This window comes from Bacillus sp. LNXM65 (assembly GCF_002998575.1).
GTDB lineage: Bacteria > Bacillota > Bacilli > Bacillales > Bacillaceae > Bacillus.
The window spans coordinates 392,796-411,536 of record NZ_PVRB01000002.1; the positions used below are offsets into that span (position 1 = coordinate 392,796).

Below are 18,741 nucleotides of genomic sequence, written 5' to 3' on the forward strand. Positions count from 1 at the left end.
ACTATATGGAAGACGTAGGACAACAAGCCATCGTGAGTATTGTGATCCACCTGTTTTTTATTGCGGTTACATGGTGGGCATTGCTTGCCGTAAATATTGATCCACTGATTAAAAAAGGGAAAATCGTTCAGGCAAGATTGCTGATGATGCTCATTACCATTGCCATCGCATCTGCAGTCAGCAATTTCTTCCTTGATTACTTAAATTTCTCTAGACAAATTCCTTATATGTTCTAACATAAAAGGTTTGGTCACTGCCTTATGCGGGAACGTAAAAAGAAGCGTCAAAAGTATGGTCTTTGATGACTTTTCCACGTATGCATAGACCTCCTTGCGGCAACACTTGTAGCAAGGGGGAATGACAAGTGAGAAAGTATGTAAAAGGTTGGCCATTATTTGCGTTTATTCTTTTTTTTGTTCTGATGATTCAAGGTGTTCGTGCGGAAGAATCTTCTCCGCTCGCCCAAATAGCAGAAGGTCTGAAAAACCAGCAAATTGAAGTAGATGGATGGACCCTTCACGCCAAAACAAATGTAGACATTTCATCCGATCAATTTTCAAAAAAAGTGCAACGTTTGAAAGACGAACTACGACAGTATGAGTGGACCGAAAAAGAAGAGAAACATGTCACCAAAGTCACAGGAATTTACAAAGATGAAAAAAATGATACTTTATCGAAAATTTTACTCGTGAAGACCGACACAAAATCCAATCAAAAGTCGTATTTATTATATGAGCAAAAAGGTGCTCGCCCACTGAATACCTGGGAGCATACATATGATCAGTTCGTACGTCATGCAAAAAGCATATTACAAGAGAAATTTGTAATTTTTACTTGTCTCGATGGTCATGCAAATGGTATGATGGATGTTGTTTTGCAAAAAAAAGCTGAAACGTTAGCAAATGAATTTCAAGCAAAACCAGTTGAGTATCTCGTTGAGTCTAATTTTGTGTCGCTTTCCGCTTACACAGATAAGTGGGAACAGTTCATTATGACTTCAAATGATAAAATGAATGTTCAAATTGCCATCAGAAGTTCGGAAATGAACGAAAATCATACGATTACGGTTGGCACACCAATCGTAACGACTGAATATTAATATAGAGAATTTGGGACGCGGAGGGGAAGACCTTGGAAAAAATCATCGTCCGCGGCGGTCAAAAGTTAAACGGCACAGTTAAAGTAGAAGGCGCAAAAAATGCCGTTTTACCAGTTATCGCTGCATCTTTGTTAGCAAGTACAGAAAAAAGCGTAATTTGTGATGTACCTACGCTCTCCGATGTATATACAATCAATGAAGTGTTACGTCATTTAGGAGCAGAAGTACATTTTGAAAATAACGAAGTATCAGTGGATGCATCTCATGCACTAGAAACTGAGGCTCCGTTTGAGTATGTCCGTAAAATGCGAGCGTCTGTGCTCGTCATGGGACCACTTTTAGCAAGAACAGGTCATGCAAGAGTTGCATTACCTGGAGGCTGTGCGATTGGTTCAAGACCAATTGACCAGCATTTAAAAGGCTTTGAAGCAATGGGAGCTAAAATTCAAGTAGGAAATGGTTTCATCGAGGCTGAAGTAAAAGGCCGTTTAAAAGGTGCGAAAATCTATTTGGATTTCCCAAGTGTCGGTGCAACTGAAAACATCATCATGGCAGCAGCATTAGCTGAAGGAACAACGATTTTAGAAAACGTAGCAAAAGAACCTGAAATTGTTGATTTGGCAAACTACATCAATGCCATGGGCGGTAAGGTTCGCGGAGCTGGTACTGGTACAATCAAAATCGAAGGTGTGGAAACACTTCACGGTGCAAAACACAACATCATCCCTGACAGAATTGAAGCAGGTACTTTCATGGTGGCAGCAGCTATTACAGAAGGAAATGTTCTTGTAAAGGGCGCAGTGCCAGAGCACATGACATCACTTGTAGCAAAAATGGAAGAAATGGGTATTCAGATCATTGAAGAAGAAGAAGGTTTAAGAGTCATTGGACCATCTGAGCTCAAGCCAATCGATCTAAAAACAATGCCACATCCTGGTTTCCCAACGGATATGCAATCTCAGATGATGGCGCTATTGCTTCGTGCGAACGGAACAAGTATGATTACAGAAACGGTGTTTGAAAACCGCTTTATGCATGCTGAAGAATTCCGCCGCATGAATGGCGATATTAAAATTGAGGGTCGCTCTGTGATTATCAACGGGCCGGTTCAACTTCAAGGTGCTGAAGTATCAGCGACTGATTTAAGAGCAGGAGCAGCACTTGTACTTGCTGGATTAGTAGCAGAAGGTCATACACGTGTCACTGAGTTGAAACATATCGATCGTGGTTATGTGAACTTCCACCAGAAGCTTGCAGCAATCGGTGCAGATATTGAAAGAGTAAACGATGAAACAGCAGATGTGACACAAGAACAAGTTGTATCAGATCTGAACGCGTAATCATAAAGAAATCAGTGTGTCCATAGGGCATGCTGATTTTTTTTAGAATCATAGAATGCTTTATTTTTAAAGCTTATCATTAGTGTATCCAACCATCTTAAATTTTATTCATAAAGACGAACAGTAAAATCAGTTGATAAACAGCCTCATATCTTCATCAAAAGACTTGTCCACTGAATGAAAGAAGCTGTCATATTAGCTTGTCCCCGCCCATAGGATAAAAGAGATTCAATGACAAATGGGGGCAGCCAAATATGAAACCAATGATATGGACAATCGCAGGAATATGCATCATTATTTTAATGATTCCAACTTTACTTGTGTTGCCGACGTTTCAAGGGAAACCGGAGGTAAGCCAGCATGTATCAGCGGAGCCATCAGTTAAAAAAGAAGTGAAGGGTACAGTCAAATTGAAGCAATCACCCGTCGCTATCCCCGTCTATCGTTCAGCTCATCAGCAGGTAGAAAACATCCCCTTAGAAGAGTATGTGATCGGTGTCGTAGCGTCTGAAATGCCAGCTGATTTTGAAATGGAAGCACTCAAGGCACAGGCACTCGCTGCAAGAACGTATATCGTCAGACAAATGATCATCGATAAGACTGTCAAATCACCAAAGGGCTCTCTTGTAGATGACACCCAAATGTTCCAAGTTTATAAAAACAAGCAGGAACTCAAGAAAATTTGGGGGAAAGCGTACAATTGGAAGTTAAAAAAAGTCACAGAAGCTGTCGCCAGCACACAAGGAAAAGTGCTGACTTATGATGAGAAGCCAATTGATGCCTCATTCTTTTCAACAAGTAACGGAAAAACGGAAAATGCCGAAGCTTATTGGAAAAACGAAATCCCATATTTGAAAAGTGTCTCAAGTAAATGGGACGAAAAATCGCCAAAATTTCAAAATAAGAAAACCATCACAGTTAGTGAATTTCAGCAAAAATTAGGTGTGACGCTCACTCAGCAGGCTCAGGTAGGACAGATAGTAGAACGGACGCCAGGAAATCAAGTAGCGAAAGCCGTAATAAACGGTAAAACACTGACAGGCAGAGACATTCGAGAGTCACTAGGACTTCATTCAGCGGACTTTACATGGGAACGACAGGGCCAGCAAATTATCATTACGACAAAAGGGTATGGCCATGGGGTTGGAATGAGTCAGTATGGTGCGCACTATATGGCACAGTCAGGCAAAAAAGTAGAGGCTATCGTGAAACATTATTATAAAGGGATTCAAATTGAATCAGCTGAACGTTTTCTCAACACGTATATGGCTAAAAAATAAAGCAAAGTTGCCTCAGAAATGGGGCATCTTTTTTTGTGTTCCAAGAGGTTTGAACAGAATGTGTCAATTTGCGACTTAAGACGCACCTCAGGAAATCTTAAACATTTACGTCCCGACAAGAACCGATGGCCGATACAAAGCACCTCGAAAGAAGGAGAAAACAAAAGAAAAAATGATGTGTTAGGTGAATATATCTAGACAACTGACAGATTTTTAGTGATTTTGATGAAAGAGAAAAAGGGACCGAGTCCTATACCATTCTAAGACAGAATATTTTACGATTAAGATGTTTCAATTAAATACATAAGGAGGAAGGAAAAATGATGTTGAAAAAAGTATTTACACTCGTAACCTTAGCTGTATTGACATTATCTATGTCAATCTCTTCACCAGTATTTGCAAAAGCATCTACAGTCAAAAAACATAACAAAGATGTAAGAGTTACTATCTTACTTGATGCAAGTGGAAGCATGGCAAGAAAAGTAGAGGGAGAACGCAAATTTGACCTCGCAAAACAAGAGGTATTTAAATTTGCTCAGTCACTTCCAAAAGACGCTAAAATTCGTATGAGCTTGTTTGGCTCTGAAGGTAACAACAAAAATTCAGGTAAAGCTCAATCATGTGAAGTCATTAGAGGCGTTTATGGCGTACAGCCTTACGAAAAAGAAAGCTTTGAAAACTCTTTAAACGGACTTGGACCAAATGGCTGGACACCGATTGCTCGTGCTCTTGAAAATGCAAAGCAAACGGATGAACAGCTTAATGGTGGAACAAAACATATTGTGTACCTAATCACTGATGGTGAAGAAACTTGTGGCGGAGATCCAGTAAAAGTAGCAAAAGAATTGCATAACTCAAAAGGATCGACTGTTGTTAATGTGATCGGATTAGACTTTAACGATGGCTATGAAGGTCAATTGAAGCAAGTAGCCAAAGCGGGTAAAGGCCAATACTACCAAGCAAGCACTGGTAAAGAAATGGGTTCTATCTTGTCGGCAGAATCATTAAAACTACACGAATAACTTGCTGAACAAAAGGGAAACGATTGATGTATGCTATCGTTTCTCTTTTTCTGTACAAATGTAAAAAGGGAGGTTTTTATGAATGAAACGAAATATTGTATTAACCATTTTGGCTAGTCTTGTCCTGCTTCTTTCTTCACCAGCTCATGCTGTGACAAAACAGGAGCCTGCTCATGTGGTGATATTACTTGATTTAAGCGGCAGCATGGCACAATCAGTTGAAGACGAAAAGAAAATCGATATCGCCAAACGTTCTATTCAAAGCTTCGCAAGTATTTTATCAGAAGATACACAAGTCCTGCTACGTGTGTTTGGTCATGAAGGAACCAATAAAAATGCAGGAAAAGCAGTTTCTTGTGGAAGCTCTGAAGCCGTTTACGGATTTGGATCATATGAGCCATCAACATTTCAGCAAGCACTGAATGTGTATAAGCCGACCGGCTGGACACCACTTGCAAAAGCATTAACAGATACGAAACAAGATTTTGAAGATCACCAGGCTGAAGGAAAAAATATTGTCTATGTCGTCAGTGATGGTAAAGAAACTTGTGGAGGAAGCCCTTCACAAGCAGCAAAGGAATTACATGAAGACGGAATTGACACCATTGTCAATATCATCGGCTTTGACGTGAATGAAAAAGAAGCAAAAAGTCTAAAGTCTGTTGCAAAAGCGGGTGGTGGACAATATCAACCGGCTGCGAATGCCGAAGAATTGAATCACATTCTACAAAATGAAGCGAGCGCTTTTGGTCAGTAGGATATGAATGGGAGCTGGGGATTGTTTTCCCCAGCTGTTTTTTAGTTGAAGATCAATTCAAAGTAGTTTCTAATTCATCAATTCGTTTCTCCACGTAGTGCTGATCTTTTCTTGCATGAAAAGTTTCGGCTTTTTCTAATATGGCCGCCGTATTATACTCGGGAATCTGTGAGTAGCTCTCATACACACCCTTTGGAATTAAAACGTTCCCTTCAGGCCAATAAACAGCGATATTGCCACGTTTCAAATCCCCGAATTGAGCCACTCCTTGATAGGTCCCATATTGATTAAACAAGACAACTGGATCACCTTCTTGGACATAAAGTTCTTTTGCATCTTCGTTATTCATCAAGATAGAATGACGCTTCCCACCATTAAAGGCATCCTTTTCACTATAGATCATGGAGTTGAATTGCTTTCCTCTTCTTGTCGTGATATTAAAATGTCCTTCCGTTTTTCGGTATTGAGGCAGCTGGGCAGGAAGAAGATGTCCTTTGCCGTCCGGTGTTGGACACTCCCCGTCTTCACATAGCCATGCGCCACCCCATTGAAAAACGTCTCCTTTATGACGCAAATGCTGGATGCCGTCATAGTTTCGATTTGCGACCGCAATCTCACGGCGAATGTCTTCAGCCGTTTCGAAATGAATCAGCTCAGCATCTTCTGGCCGGACTCTTTTTGCAAGATCAATATAAATGTCCCATTCTGATCTGGCTTCCTCAATACGAGGTCCTTCAATTTCTGGACTGAAATATACCATGCGTTCCGTACTAGTGGATGTACCGCCTCCTGGCTGTTCATACCTTGTCATAGCAGGCAGAACAATTACCGTCTCTTCTGCCTCTACAAGTGTAGAGGTATTCAAAATGATATCTTGATGGACACGGAGTTCAAGCTCAGATAAAGCTTTTTCGATCGCTTCTGGATTTGGCATCGTTTCTAAAAAGTTTCCGCCGCTCGTAAACAGCATTTTGAGTTTTTGCGGATGTTCTTTTGGGAGAGCCATTTTCTCAAAGGATTGCCCAATGGTGTCACCATGCCATTTCGGAATGTCAAACCCCCAAATTTTTTCGATTCTTTCAATATTCTCTTCATCAAAATCACTGCCCGGCAAAACGAATGGATCAGCACCCATTTCACCAGAACCTTGAACGCCGCTATGCCCCCGAATTGGCATGACACCACAATGTTTCCTGCCAATAAATCCACGTAACATAGCAAGGTTGGCGACCTGTGATATATTATCAGTTGCAAAGCGGTGCTGGGTAAGACCCATACTCCAAATAAAAACGCCTGAATTGGCATTGGCAAGGAGGATCGCAAATTCCTTCATTCTTTCTTTTGATAAGCCTGATGATGCTTCTAGGTCCTCCCACTTCAACTGTGCGGCATGCTGCTTTAAATCCTGTATGCCGGTAGTATGGGCTTGAATAAATTCATGATCAAGAGCGGAATGGGGAGCATGCTGCTCCATGTCAAACCAATGTTTGATGACGCCGTTCATAAACGCAATATCGCCGCCTATATTGACTTGATAGAAATCATCCGCGATTTTTGTGCCGAATAGAGCACTTTCTGGAATAGAGGGAACCCAGTACTTTTCCATGGCAGGCTCTTTGTACGGATTGATGACAATAATTTTGGTTCCTTTCTTTTTCGCCGCATACATATATTTAGTGGAAACGGGCTGATTGTTTGCTGCGACAGATCCCCAAAAAATTAAGACATCCGTTCCGATCCAATCGTTGTAATTACAGCTGGAGGCTCCTATACCAAGGGATCGTTTAAGAGCGGTTTTGCTCGGTGAATGACAAATGCGAGACGCATTATCAATATGATTTGTCCCGATAAAGCGAGCTGCCTTCGCAGCGGTATAATAGACTTCATTTGTAATTCCTCTAGCCGTTAAATAGAAAGCGAGCTGCCGTTTATCAATTGATTTGATTTTAGCTGCGATTTGATCTAATGCATCATCCCAGGAAATACGCGTAAAGGCATTGTCACCTTTTTTTCGAATCAGTGGATAAGGAATACGGCCAAGTTTGCGAAGAGAGGTGCTGTCCATTTGTTTGAGCTGTTGAATATCTTCGAACCATTTTGGATCAATAGCTGGCATTGTATTAAGACGAAGTACATTTAGTCTTGTGGTGCATATATGAGGTCCTGCGAGCGTTTGGTCATATAACCCTGAAACACCCAGGGCACAGCCATCACACACGCCCTGCGTTAAAATACGATATGCATAGGGGAGATTATCCTTGTTTTCCCATGCCACTTTCATCGTATCTCGAATGTGTTTCGGTTTTACTTTTCCAAGCCCCATAGGCGCAAAAGAGGCCCATAGCTTTGGTGAGGGTTTTTTATTAAGCTTAATAGGCCCCTTATGTTTTGTTTTCCCCATGATATCATCACCCTCCTATTACTTTATGAAGCGTTTTCATATCTAAAAATTACCTTTAGATTGTGATTCTGTCAAATTCAAATTAAGGTCGGGCTGAGACAGAAGAAGTAGCAGTAAGGTTTGTTTCTCTAAGCTGTTGAATATCTTTCCGTATGAGAAGAGATATGATAAAAGCGATGAAAAATAAGCCAGAGAACACCATCAGACTTTGCGTGTAGTTACCTGTTATATCTCGAATAAAGGATGAAAATAAAGGTCCAGCTAAACCAGCAGCGGCCCAGGCAGTCAGAATATAACCGTGTATGGCACCAAGTTGTTTCGTGCCAAATAAATCCCCAATATAGGCTGGAATTGAAGCAAACCCTCCTCCATAGCACGTATAAATGATCGCCATCACGATTGAAAAGACGAGCGGTTCTTTTAAATAGGGGAGTAAAGGAAAGGCAATGAGCTGGATACTAAAGAAGATTGTATACGTATTCGGCCTTCCGATATAATCTGAGAAGGATGCCCAGCCAATCCGCCCTAAACCATTAAAAGCACCTAAAATACCAACAAGGGTAGCTGCAGCACCTGCAGTGAATCCAACACTTTCTTGTGCAAGAGGCGATGCAACTGAAATAATGGCAATTCCGCATGTGATATTAATAAAGAGCATGAGCCACAAATAATAAAAACGTCGTGTTTTGATCGCTTCATTTGCTGTAAGCTGTGATAAATCCTGAGGGATTTTTCTTTGATTTGTTTTTAACACATCAAACTGTTTGACGTCTTCAGATGTTGGTGGTGATAAATAAAGAGATGAGATCACCATGATCATAAAATAGGAAATTCCAAGAATGTAAAAGGTATTTGCGATGTTCACTTTTTCAATGAGATATTGGATAATTGGGCTGCAAATAAGAGAAGCAAATCCAAAACCCATAATAGCTAAGCCGGTTGCAAGTCCTCTTCGGTCCGGAAACCATTTCACTAAAGTTGATACAGGTGCAATGTAACCTACCCCTAATCCTATCCCAGCGAGTACACCATAAAATAAATAGAGGAGAGGGAGTGAGGACATGTGGACAGCGAACCCTGATCCTGTCATTCCGATACCGAAGAAAATGGCTGAGAAAAGCCCCGATGCTCTTGGACCATACCTTTCAACGAAATGCCCCATGAAAGCAGCAGATAATCCTAAAAATAAAATAGCAATACTGAAGGTCAAGCTTATTTCTGTCAATGACCACTGAAAAGCTTGATGTAAAGGATTCGTAAAAACACTCCAAGCATAAACAGACCCAATAGATAAATGAATTCCTACAGCACTTGTTGCAATGAGCCAGCGATTTTTCGATTTGTTCATTTTGTTCCCCCATATAAAGCAATCAAAAAGTTTGATAAGATAGGAATATGTTACAATTTTATGACTTTTTAAAATAATATCATAATTTGATTGGATCATATAACTAAATTTGTGCTGAAAGGAAGATCATACAATGAATCCTTCTGTTAAAAAGAAACGAGTCATACACCAATACAGTGAAGGCCAATTTACTTGCAAAACAGATGAAGTTGTAGAAGAATTCCCTTTAACTGTGATCGTGAATGGAGAGGAATTTGTGACACTTGTTTGTTCACCAGATCATTTGAAAGAATTGGTTATCGGTTTTTTAGCTTCAGAAGGAGTCATTCGATTTGAAAATGAGATTAAAAGGTTTACAATAGATGAAAGTATGGGCTTTGCATATGTTGATTTAGTTCACTCAAGCGGATTTCAGTCATCAGATTTTACAAAGCGAGTGATTGGTTCTTGTTGTGGGAAAGGGAGACACTTTTATTTTCTCCAAGATGTGAAAACGGCAAAAACAGCCATTGATCGAATCAACATTTCTGCTGAAACCTGTATGCATCTAATGAAGTGTTTACAAGAAGAAAGCCAATTATTTCAACATACTGGTGGTGTGCATAATGCTGGACTGTGTGACACAGAGAAGCTATTCATCACTAGAACTGATATAGGAAGACATAATGCTTTAGATAAAATCTATGGATACTGTTTACTTCATCGAATTCCACTTAGAGATAAAATCCTTGTGTTTAGCGGCCGGATATCGTCAGAAGTTTTATTGAAGGCAGCAAAACTAGGAGTGTCGATCGTCATCTCAAAATCAGCACCTACTGAGCTGGCGCTTAATATGGCAGAAGAATTAAATATCACGACAGTTGGATTCGTCAGAGGAAAATCTTTTAATATCTACACTCACCATCAGCGTATTACAGAATAGGAGGCAAAGTATGGACAGTATATTGGATAAGAGACATCGACCATTGCGCGATTTAAGAATATCAGTAACAGATCGCTGTAACTTTAGATGTACGTACTGTATGCCTGCTGAAATTTTTGGACCAGATTATCCTTTTTTGAATAAAGAAGAACTGCTTAGTTTCGAAGAAATTGAACAGCTTGCTACCCTTTTTGCAAAGGACTTAGGTGTGGTGAAAATACGCATCACGGGTGGTGAACCTTTAATGCGAAAAGATTTGCCTATCTTAATAGAAAAGCTCTCAAAAATTCCAGGAATCGAAGACATTGCTATGACAACCAATGGAACGCTTTTACCTTTATATGCTGATAAGTTAAAGAAAGCAGGTCTTCAGAGAGTCACCATTAGTTTGGATTCATTAAATCCTGACCGTTTTATGCAAATGAACGGAAGGAATATTTCTATCCAAAAAGTGTTTGATGGGATTGAGGCTGCAAAAAAAGCTGGACTTGCTATTAAGATCAATATGGTTGTTCAAAAAGGTGTGAATGATCAGGATGTTTTACCAATGGCAGCTTACTTTAAAAAAGAAGGACATGTTCTCAGATTTATCGAGTTTATGGATGTTGGAAATACGAACAAATGGAATCTAGAGCATGTCATGACAAAGAAAGAGATCATTGGTCTAATTGATTCAACATTTCCTATCAAACCAGAACCTCCTCAATATCCAGGTGAAGTAGCCAACCGATTCTTTTATAAAGATGGTTCAGGAGAGATAGGCATTATTTCTTCTGTTTCAGATGCTTTTTGTGGAACATGTAACAGAGCGAGGCTTTCTGCTCGCGGTGAATTGTTTACATGTCTTTTTGCATCGTCGGGTTTTGATCTGAAACGGGTGATTCGCTCGGCTAAAGATAATGAAGATATAAAGAATATATTGAAGGAACTATGGTCGAATAGACATGATCAATATTCAGCCGAGAGAGAACAGAAGAAAGATCAGAAAAAAGTTGAAATGTCATACATCGGTGGGTAGTGACAACAAAGTATCATGATCATGTATTTTTGAAAAGAAGAGAAAAAGTCATAATCATTGTTGACAATCTTTTTTTGGAAATAGGTCTATTCATCTTATGAATCCAGTCATTATAAAAAACCAGCAGAAATTCTGCTGGTTTTTAAAATGTTATTTTGTAGCTCAAAAAGGTTTAGATATGCCTGGAAAATAGAATTTTAAACATTTTTTGCTACTTTACTTTTATGAGAGCTGTGATAAGATCAACTCAATCTTTACCAGCTCGATTTTTTTACTCCTGGGATGTGGCCCTTATAGGCAAGCTCACGAAAAGCAATTCTAGACATTTTAAATTTTCGTAAGTAACCTCTAGGGCGGCCGGTTAATTCACAGCGGTTTTTTAAGCGGGTAGGGGAAGAGTCTCTAGGTAATTTCCGTAAAGCTTCATAGTCACCTTTTTCTTTTAACTCTTTTCTTAATTCTGCATATTTCAATACAAGCTGCTGCCGCTTTTTTTCTTTAGCAATCTTAGATTTCTTTGCCACTTAAAACCCTCCTTTTTTAATGTTGGATTTTCCATTGAAAGGGGTCTTCAAATGTAGTCCAATCTTGATCAAATTCTTCAGGTGTGAGTAAGCATTGATCTAGTGTGCGAATGATATCTGCTTTAGGCAAATCTACGCCGATAAACACAAGTTTTGTATGCCGATCACCAAATTCTGCGTCCCACTCGTCAAGAAGCTCTGGTTCTTGCTTTAATATCCGTGCCTTATCTTGCTCAGGCAAGGCAGCAATCCAGTATGCAATTGGTTCAATCGCAACAGATTTTCCGGCCTGTGAAATTAAAATGGTTAAATCATGATGTGTGGCAAGCCATGTAAATCCTTTAGCGCGAACTATTTGCTCTGGCATCTGATCTAACCAATTATTTAACCTGCCAGTATGGAAGGGGAGTCTTCTTTCATAAACAAAAGATGAGATTTGGTATTCTTCTGTTTCCGGCGTATGCTGAGAATGCCCGGCGTTGATTTCTTTGATCCAGCCAGCAGAAGCACTGGATTTTTCAAAGTCAAATAAACCAGTATTCAAAATGTCACTTGGCTGTACTTTACCTTTTGAGGTTCTGATGATAGATGCTTCTGGTTGAAGTGTGGTCAGCACGCGCTCAAGTCGATCTAATTCTGAGTTTGATACTAGATCACATTTATTTATAATCAGCACGTCACAAAATTCAATTTGATCAATAAGTAAATCGGAAATTTCTCGTTCATCATCATCGGAAACGGCTTGTTTACGGTCTAATAAACTTTCTCCTGACTGGAAGTCGGTCCAGAAACGATTCGCATCTACAACAGTGACCATCGTGTCTAACCGGCAAAAGCGTGTCAAATCTATTCCCATTTCTTCATCAATATAAGAGAAAGTTTGCGCGACTGGAATTGGTTCACTAATACCTGTTGACTCAATGACAATATAATCGATATGACCAGTCTTACACAGGCGTTCTACTTCGATTAACAAATCTTCTCTCAATGTGCAGCAAATACAACCATTAGACAATTCAACTAGCTTCTCATCTGATCGAGAGAGCTCACCGCCTTGTTTGACTAGTTCTGCATCAATATTAATTTCGCTCATGTCATTGACAATCACAGCTACTTTTAACCCTTTACGATTTTGTAGGACATGATTTAATATTGTTGTTTTTCCTGCACCTAAAAAACCGCTTAATACTGTAACAGGTATTCGCTTATTCATTTCTTTCTGTCCTTTTAACCATACTCATTTTGATTTCCGCCTCACTTAAAAAGTAATGATTACGATTTAAAATCTAAAAAATTATTTTGTTTCTCTATGAAGGGTATATTTCTTTAGCCGAGGAGAATATTTTTTTAACTCCAGTCGGTCCGGGTTCGTTCTTTTATTCTTTGTTGTGATATAGTTTCTGTCACCCGTTTCAGTACAGGCTAAGGTAATTTTTACGCGCATCAGTAATAGGATCCTCCTTTAATTCGTAATGGTTACGATTTGTATTTTAAAATGATCAAGGCGGAATGTCAAGCTTAGTAGGATGAACAATGCCAAATGATCAAACAAAAGGGGTATCGAATGTTCATTGATACCCCTCTCCATTAATAAAAGTCTCCAAGCTCTTGTTCGTATTCACCTTCGTATTGCTGGACGTCACTAGGAATTTCTTGAAGAAAGGCTAGGCCACCTAATATCAGCATCAAGATAATGGCGATGAATGAGAGAATGACTGTGACAATACTTGATATGGCAAATAGCGTCTGCATTTTCATCATCTTAGCATATTGTTCTAATAACTCTTCATAAGAAGTATCAGGAGCTTGAATTAATTGTTCAGCTGCGTTTACAGATTTTTGTACATGGATTCCCATCATAATGAGGAAGACGCCAAGGGCAGCAGGAAGAACAAGCCAAAAACCAATAAGAATAGCTAGGCCGCCTGAAATATAGAGAAATATACTACCAACTTTTCCCCACTTTGTGATCGAATGAAGAGATTGAATGATTTTCTCAGTTTGTTGCAATGGTGTTCACTCCTTTATGTATTCACTCTTTATCATACTTGAGCAAGTAGTACTTTAGGAAGAGTGAATGTAGAGCAATTAAAAAATATTTCTATCTTCACTTTACTATTTATGGATAAATAAATTATCTTCAAATAAGAAAAAAGTAACATTTACTATAAATTTTAACGACAATTTATGTCATAAATAAGATTAGTAGTTAAAAATAATTAGTAAATTTATCAAAATATGTTGTTAGTTGTCTTGTAATTGGTTATTATTGTGTTGTATTACCATAAAAATTGGAAGGTGGAATTCATATGTTAGATCGTTTCTTAAACAAAATGACCAATGTTCAACCTGCAGCTTCAAGATGTATTTTACAAAAATTAGTCACTTCATGTAAATCAGCGCCAACTTGTTTCCTTCAAGGTGTTGGAACTTTCCGTTACTACGTGGATCGTGATACAGGTGAGATATGTACTAGCCAAGAACGCGTTAGATGTGGCTGCTAAATTCAAGGATTTTATTTAATAGGATGTGAACGCATGAGCATATCTTCAATTTCATTTTTAACAAATGCTGTGCAGATGTCAAACAGTCGTCAAGCGGGTCAAACATCAAATTCTTTTTTAAACCAAGCTGCGAAAATTGTTCAAGGCGACCATTCTCCAGAAGAGAGAAAGGCATTATTTCAACAACTGACTCTAGTTCAGCAAGGGAAAGATTTGGAGCTTCATGTGTCTAAATTAAAGGAACTAGAGAAAGAGGTTCAAAAAGAATCGTCTTCTTCGTCTGTTACTGTGAATCTGCATGGTGACCAAGTAGACATTTCAAATGAGGCTCGCAGTGAGTTTGAACAAGCTGAGGAACAAGCGGCAGCTTCAAGTGAAGCAGGTGAAATTGCCGCAAGGGAAAAGGATCAGGATGTTCAGGCAGATCCACACCAATAAAAAAACGAGGCGTGTGTTTGTTGTCTTCACATGCCTCATTTATCTTTATTTTGCAGGAATCCTTGAATAAAGACCATCCGGAAAAGGGGCTGCATATGAGATTGTTTCATCTTCTTCTACCATGATGTAATATGGAAACTCTTCAATCTGGAAGGCGCCTATCATTTGTTCGTCCACTGAGATAACTTGCATGATGGTTTGGCTATCACGATATAATTCTTGATCCTCTTCTTGCCCATTCTTTAGCAAAATACTAAAAGAAATGTCTAATTGACGCTGCCTTTTCGTTTCTAGGAATTGTTCCAGTGATGGGATGCAGTGCGGACATGCTGTGTCAGTGAATATAAGCAGCTGTTGCTTGTGATTGGTTTGCAGCAAATCATTCATTTGAATAGGTGATGGTTTTTCAATTAGCGGATGAACAAGTTTTTGTCCGACATGCTGGATCGGTAAGATGATTAATTCCATCTGGTGTTTTAAATAGATGATGATTCCGATCGTCAATAAAAGACTGCAAAGAATAAGAGTGAGCTGTAAAAGTAAGATTGAATTCATCGTTATCGTCCTCTCAGAATGAAGTTACGCAGAGCTATCATAATATAAATATCAAAAATATGTCAATTATACTAAATGGTGTAAGGTGGAGCGTTTGATGAGTACAGTGAACCATTGTTTATATACAATCTCCTATACTTGGAAAAGAAGTCGATCATATCTTCTGTTAACTCTATTGATCCAAGTGATCGTTGGTTTTATGCCTTTGGCTAGTGTCTGGATTATTCAAACATTGATTAATGAAATTATTTTATTCATGACTTCTTCAGGAGACATTCAAAAGGTCTTAAGGTTATTTGGGTTGCAAATGGTCATTGTGGTTTTAGGATATGGGCTTCAATTCATTCTTCAACTTAGTCAGCAAAAAGCGACAAATTTGATTGGTTTGCATTTGAAGGGTGAATTGCTTCAAAAGGCAATCAGGCTGCCATATATTACATTTGAACATCCGTCTTTTTATAATGAAAGTCAACGTGTGATGAACAGTCATCAGCATGTTCTGAGTATGGTTAGAAGTATTTTTACAATCATGAGCGCATTGATTACTGTTGTATCACTTCTCATTTATATGATCGGTATCCATTGGGGTTTGGCGGTCATTCTGATCTTATTTACCCTGCCTGTCTTGTGGATTGAGCTCTTCTTTGGAGGCGCACGGTATCAACTAAACCGCATGTTAACTGCTAACGATCGAAGAGAAATGTATGTGTCCGACCTTGTTGCACAGCGAGATTCATTGAAGGAAATCCGTTTATATGGAATAGGACATTATCTTCTTCAAAAATGGAAAGGTCATTATGTAAAAAGTGCAGATGAAAAATATAAATTACTAAAACGGCAGGTTCGCTGGGAGATGGCGGGCGGATTGCTTATGACATTTGCCTATGTGTGCTGCGGTCTTTTTATTGTCTTTCTTATCTTTCAAAAAAAATTAGCAGCGGGTACGTTTGTCGCTGTGCTCCAAGCTGTGCAAAATATTCAAAGTGGTTTTCAAGACTTAACGAGGGAATGTTCTAGTTTATATGAAACGAGTCTCTATATTGATGAAATGAGAACTTTTCAAAAGAGAGAAGAAGAAATTGATGAACAGACAGAGAAAGGGGCATCGCTTCGGAGGATTGAGTGTATTCAGTCCATTACGCTAGAAAACCTCTCTTTTACCTATCCGAATATGAAAACGCCTGCTATTGAGCATATACATTTTCATATCAATAAAGGTGAACGCATTGCATTGGTGGGGGATAACGGATCAGGTAAGACGACCTTGATTAAATGTTTGACCGGTTTATATGATCCAGACAAGCCGAATATGCAAAAGGTCAATGGTGAGTCTATTTCGACCATTTATAAAAAATCATATCATGCGAGAATGGCTGTCCTTTTTCAAGATTTTATGAAGTACGAATTCACTGTGAAAGAAAACATTGGATTTGGCCGTATCGACGAAATAGATGAGGAAGAGCGCATGGTGTCAGCTGCGCGGCAAGCAGGCATAGAGAAAAGAATTCATCAAATGGAAGAAACATACGATGCGCAGCTTGGCCGGTTTTTTGAAGAAGGTCATGAACTGTCTGGCGGACAATGGCAAAAGCTTGCGATGGCGAGAACCTTCTTTAGAGAAAGTGATTTTATCATTTTAGATGAACCGACTTCTGCTCTTGATCCGCTATCGGAGATTTCACTCATTCGAAAGCTATTCGATCATACGCAGGATCAAGGGGTCTTGTTTATCACACACCGTATGGGAGCGGCCCGCTTAGCAGACCGCATTATCGTGATGAAAGATGGTGCTTTCGTTGAAGAAGGGAACCATGAAGAGCTGATGGCGCTAGGTGGAGAGTACAAAAGGCTTTATGAGGCACAATCTCAACTATTTCAACAAAAGGAGATGGCGTAAGGTGAGTGTCTTTTATTTTATAGGTGTCTATTTCTTAGGAATCATCTTTGCAGGTGCATGGCTTGATAAAGTGAGAAAACAAACGGCGCATATGCAACAGATGAATGCTTATCGGCTGCTGCCTTCTGCGCTCACGGCGCCAATGTTTTATTTGTTTTTGACTATTGAATTGGCTTGTACTGGTCTATTGTTCGTATGGAACATGTCTCTTGTACCTGCGATTGGTCTTACAGCACTTTTATGTACCTATACTGGAGCGGTCACTTTCAATTTATTGAGAGGACATCGTAACATTTCATGCGGCTGTGGAGGTTTACTTGAAAATGACCGTCTTCACTGGGGAATTGTGATTCGTAATGTGTCGATGCTGGCTCTTGTGATTGGCTTGTTTTATGTGCATCCCTATGTAGAAACAATTCCATGGCAATTTCACATTATTTGTTTTCTGATTGCAGTGGCTGTCTGTTTCATTATAGCGGTGGGAAAAGACATCATGATGTTCAAAAGAAAGTGGAATCAATTTGAATCATTTATAGAAGGAGACCAAGTGAAATGACAGATATTCTACTGATTATTGTGTTATTCATTGTCATTGCTCAGCTGGCTGTGGTGTTTTTGCTTGCCCGCTTTATCGGAAAATTTATGAATAAAATCAAAACTCTTGATGGGATTGAATTAAAGGAAGCGGATGTTGGTGATGCGGCGCCGTTATTTCGAAGCTATACACATTTAGGGGATAAGGTCATTTTAAAGGAATATTTGCAGAGCGGAAGAGCCGTGATGCTGTTATTTGTGAACTCTACTTGTATGACATGCAAAAGCATTTTGTCTGATATGAAGCAGCACATCTCTAGCGACGATACTCAATTCATTTTGATCAATGGAGATGAACAAGGAGATGATGCATCGCTTCTTCAATTGCTGCCTGATCAAGCTGTGTATGTGCGCTCTTCGCAAATCATGGAGCTGTATGGGGTAACTGTTGTTCCGCAAGCGATTCTGATGGATGAACATGGCATCATCCTGCAAAGAAAATCTCTTCAAAATGCGAAACAGTTTGAACAGCTGTTACATGCTTCATAAAAAAGCGTCTCTTTGTTGGAGAGACGCTCGTTTTATAATTCTTTTCCTAGAATATCTAAATCGTACCTGCTGCCGTCCATTTCTGCGATACGTGGCAGGTGACCCCATGTCTCAAAGCCGTGCTTTTTAAATAATTGAATGCTGGCTTCGTTGTGCCCGAAAATAAAGGCAAGTAACGTTCGAATGCCTAATGAAGGTGCCAACTCAATGGCCTCTTGTAAGAAAAGTGACCCTAAGCCTTTCCCTCGATCGTCTTGGTTTAAGTAAATACTCATTTCAACGGTCCCGTTGTATGCAGGTCTTCCGTAAAACGTTTCAAAGCTGAGCCAGCCGTAGATATGTCCATCCTCATCTGTTTTCACATAGAGAGGTCTTTTCTCTGAATGATTCAAAAACCATTGCCGGCGGTCTTCAACTGAAACTGGTTCTGTGTCGGCGGTTACTTCTCTTGAAGCAATGGTTGAATTGTAAATATCAACGATCGCTTTGAGATCATCTTCTGTTGCTATGCGGTTGAAAGTTTTCACAATAAAGTCCCCCATCTTTTTTTCAT

Annotated in this window: 20 protein-coding genes; 12 read left to right on the forward strand and 8 right to left on the reverse strand. The window is 39.4% G+C overall.

Annotation, left to right across the window (positions count from 1 at the left end; genetic code table 11):
* Positions 1-5 precede the first annotated feature (5 nt).
* The 6 genes from C6Y03_RS05590 (at position 6) to C6Y03_RS05615 (ending at position 5,498) form a co-directional block, all read left to right on the forward strand.
* The gene (locus tag C6Y03_RS05590) at positions 6-236 is read left to right on the forward strand and encodes a DUF1146 family protein (RefSeq protein WP_034660280.1); all 231 of its coding nucleotides are present in this window, start codon (positions 6-8) and stop codon (positions 234-236) included.
* A 128-nt stretch (positions 237-364) separates the two neighbouring features.
* Entirely contained in the window at positions 365-1,099 is a 735-nt protein-coding gene (locus C6Y03_RS05595; protein WP_106038977.1) for a YwmB family TATA-box binding protein, read from the forward strand.
* 32 nt (positions 1,100-1,131) lie between these two features.
* Entirely contained in the window at positions 1,132-2,439 is a 1,308-nt protein-coding gene (murA, locus tag C6Y03_RS05600; protein WP_034660278.1) for a UDP-N-acetylglucosamine 1-carboxyvinyltransferase, read from the forward strand.
* Between the two features lie 254 nt (positions 2,440-2,693).
* Positions 2,694-3,719: a stage II sporulation protein D gene (spoIID, locus tag C6Y03_RS05605; protein ID WP_034660277.1), complete on the forward strand. Its 1,026-nt coding sequence runs from the start codon at positions 2,694-2,696 to the stop codon at positions 3,717-3,719.
* 323 nt (positions 3,720-4,042) lie between these two features.
* The gene (locus C6Y03_RS05610; protein WP_080869567.1) at positions 4,043-4,741 is read left to right on the forward strand and encodes a VWA domain-containing protein; all 699 of its coding nucleotides are present in this window, start codon (positions 4,043-4,045) and stop codon (positions 4,739-4,741) included.
* Between the two features lie 82 nt (positions 4,742-4,823).
* Positions 4,824-5,498 (forward strand): VWA domain-containing protein, encoded by a 675-nt coding sequence (locus C6Y03_RS05615; RefSeq protein WP_106038978.1) that lies wholly within the window; start codon positions 4,824-4,826, stop codon positions 5,496-5,498.
* Positions 5,499-5,550: 52 nt separating this feature from the next.
* On the opposite strand, the gene C6Y03_RS05620 is transcribed toward C6Y03_RS05615, so the two are convergent.
* Both C6Y03_RS05620 and C6Y03_RS05625 read right to left on the reverse strand, forming a co-directional pair.
* Positions 5,551-7,899, reverse strand: coding sequence for an FdhF/YdeP family oxidoreductase (locus C6Y03_RS05620; protein WP_106038979.1), 2,349 nt, complete (start codon positions 7,897-7,899; stop codon positions 5,551-5,553).
* Between the two features lie 82 nt (positions 7,900-7,981).
* Complete coding sequence (locus C6Y03_RS05625; RefSeq protein ID WP_106030611.1) at positions 7,982-9,247, reverse strand: L-lactate MFS transporter; 1,266 nt, start codon at positions 9,245-9,247, stop codon at positions 7,982-7,984.
* Between the two features lie 133 nt (positions 9,248-9,380).
* Here C6Y03_RS05625 and fdhD point away from each other — a divergent pair, with 133 nt between their 5' ends.
* Both fdhD and moaA read left to right on the forward strand, forming a co-directional pair.
* Positions 9,381-10,169, forward strand: a complete 789-nt coding sequence (gene fdhD / locus C6Y03_RS05630) for a formate dehydrogenase accessory sulfurtransferase FdhD (protein ID WP_106038980.1) — start codon at positions 9,381-9,383, stop codon at positions 10,167-10,169.
* A gap of 10 nt (positions 10,170-10,179) precedes the next feature.
* The gene (moaA, locus tag C6Y03_RS05635) at positions 10,180-11,187 is read left to right on the forward strand and encodes a GTP 3',8-cyclase MoaA (RefSeq protein ID WP_034660268.1); all 1,008 of its coding nucleotides are present in this window, start codon (positions 10,180-10,182) and stop codon (positions 11,185-11,187) included.
* A 254-nt stretch (positions 11,188-11,441) separates the two neighbouring features.
* Here moaA and rpsN read toward each other — a convergent pair whose 3' ends face one another.
* From rpsN to C6Y03_RS05655, 4 genes are all read right to left on the reverse strand, one after another.
* Complete coding sequence (gene rpsN, locus C6Y03_RS05640) at positions 11,442-11,711, reverse strand: 30S ribosomal protein S14 (protein WP_025093900.1); 270 nt, start codon at positions 11,709-11,711, stop codon at positions 11,442-11,444.
* Positions 11,712-11,727: 16 nt separating this feature from the next.
* Positions 11,728-12,924 carry a GTP-binding protein gene (locus C6Y03_RS05645; protein ID WP_060597482.1) on the reverse strand — a complete coding sequence of 399 codons (1,197 nt, stop codon included), beginning with the start codon at positions 12,922-12,924 and terminating at the stop codon, positions 11,728-11,730.
* Between the two features lie 81 nt (positions 12,925-13,005).
* Positions 13,006-13,155 (reverse strand): 50S ribosomal protein L33, encoded by a 150-nt coding sequence (rpmG, locus tag C6Y03_RS05650; RefSeq protein ID WP_003214771.1) that lies wholly within the window; start codon positions 13,153-13,155, stop codon positions 13,006-13,008.
* Positions 13,156-13,298: 143 nt separating this feature from the next.
* Positions 13,299-13,721, reverse strand: coding sequence for a DUF5362 family protein (locus C6Y03_RS05655; RefSeq protein WP_034660265.1), 423 nt, complete (start codon positions 13,719-13,721; stop codon positions 13,299-13,301).
* 527 nt (positions 13,722-14,248) lie between these two features.
* Between C6Y03_RS05655 and C6Y03_RS05665 the strand changes: the two genes are divergently transcribed.
* On the forward strand, positions 14,249-14,653 hold the full coding sequence (locus C6Y03_RS05665) for a hypothetical protein (protein WP_106038981.1): 405 nt from the start codon (positions 14,249-14,251) through the stop codon (positions 14,651-14,653).
* A 45-nt stretch (positions 14,654-14,698) separates the two neighbouring features.
* Here the strand turns inward: C6Y03_RS05665 and C6Y03_RS05670 are convergent, their stop codons facing one another.
* Positions 14,699-15,208, reverse strand: a complete 510-nt coding sequence (locus C6Y03_RS05670) for a thioredoxin domain-containing protein (RefSeq protein WP_106030608.1) — start codon at positions 15,206-15,208, stop codon at positions 14,699-14,701.
* Between the two features lie 97 nt (positions 15,209-15,305).
* On the opposite strand from C6Y03_RS05670, the gene C6Y03_RS05675 reads away from it, so the two are divergent.
* From C6Y03_RS05675 to C6Y03_RS05685, 3 genes are read left to right on the forward strand one after another with little or no spacing between them, the layout of a single operon-like run.
* Positions 15,306-17,105, forward strand: a complete 1,800-nt coding sequence (locus tag C6Y03_RS05675) for an ABC transporter ATP-binding protein (protein ID WP_106038982.1) — start codon at positions 15,306-15,308, stop codon at positions 17,103-17,105.
* Between the two features lies 1 nt (position 17,106).
* Entirely contained in the window at positions 17,107-17,661 is a 555-nt protein-coding gene (locus tag C6Y03_RS05680) for a MauE/DoxX family redox-associated membrane protein (protein ID WP_060597478.1), read from the forward strand.
* Positions 17,658-18,188 carry a TlpA family protein disulfide reductase gene (locus tag C6Y03_RS05685; protein WP_060597477.1) on the forward strand — a complete coding sequence of 177 codons (531 nt, stop codon included), beginning with the start codon at positions 17,658-17,660 and terminating at the stop codon, positions 18,186-18,188. Before C6Y03_RS05680 ends, C6Y03_RS05685 begins: the two co-directional genes overlap by 4 nt.
* A gap of 32 nt (positions 18,189-18,220) precedes the next feature.
* Here C6Y03_RS05685 and C6Y03_RS05690 read toward each other — a convergent pair whose 3' ends face one another.
* Positions 18,221-18,730, reverse strand: coding sequence for a GNAT family N-acetyltransferase (locus tag C6Y03_RS05690; RefSeq protein ID WP_060597476.1), 510 nt, complete (start codon positions 18,728-18,730; stop codon positions 18,221-18,223).
* Between the last annotated feature and the right edge of the window lie 11 nt (positions 18,731-18,741).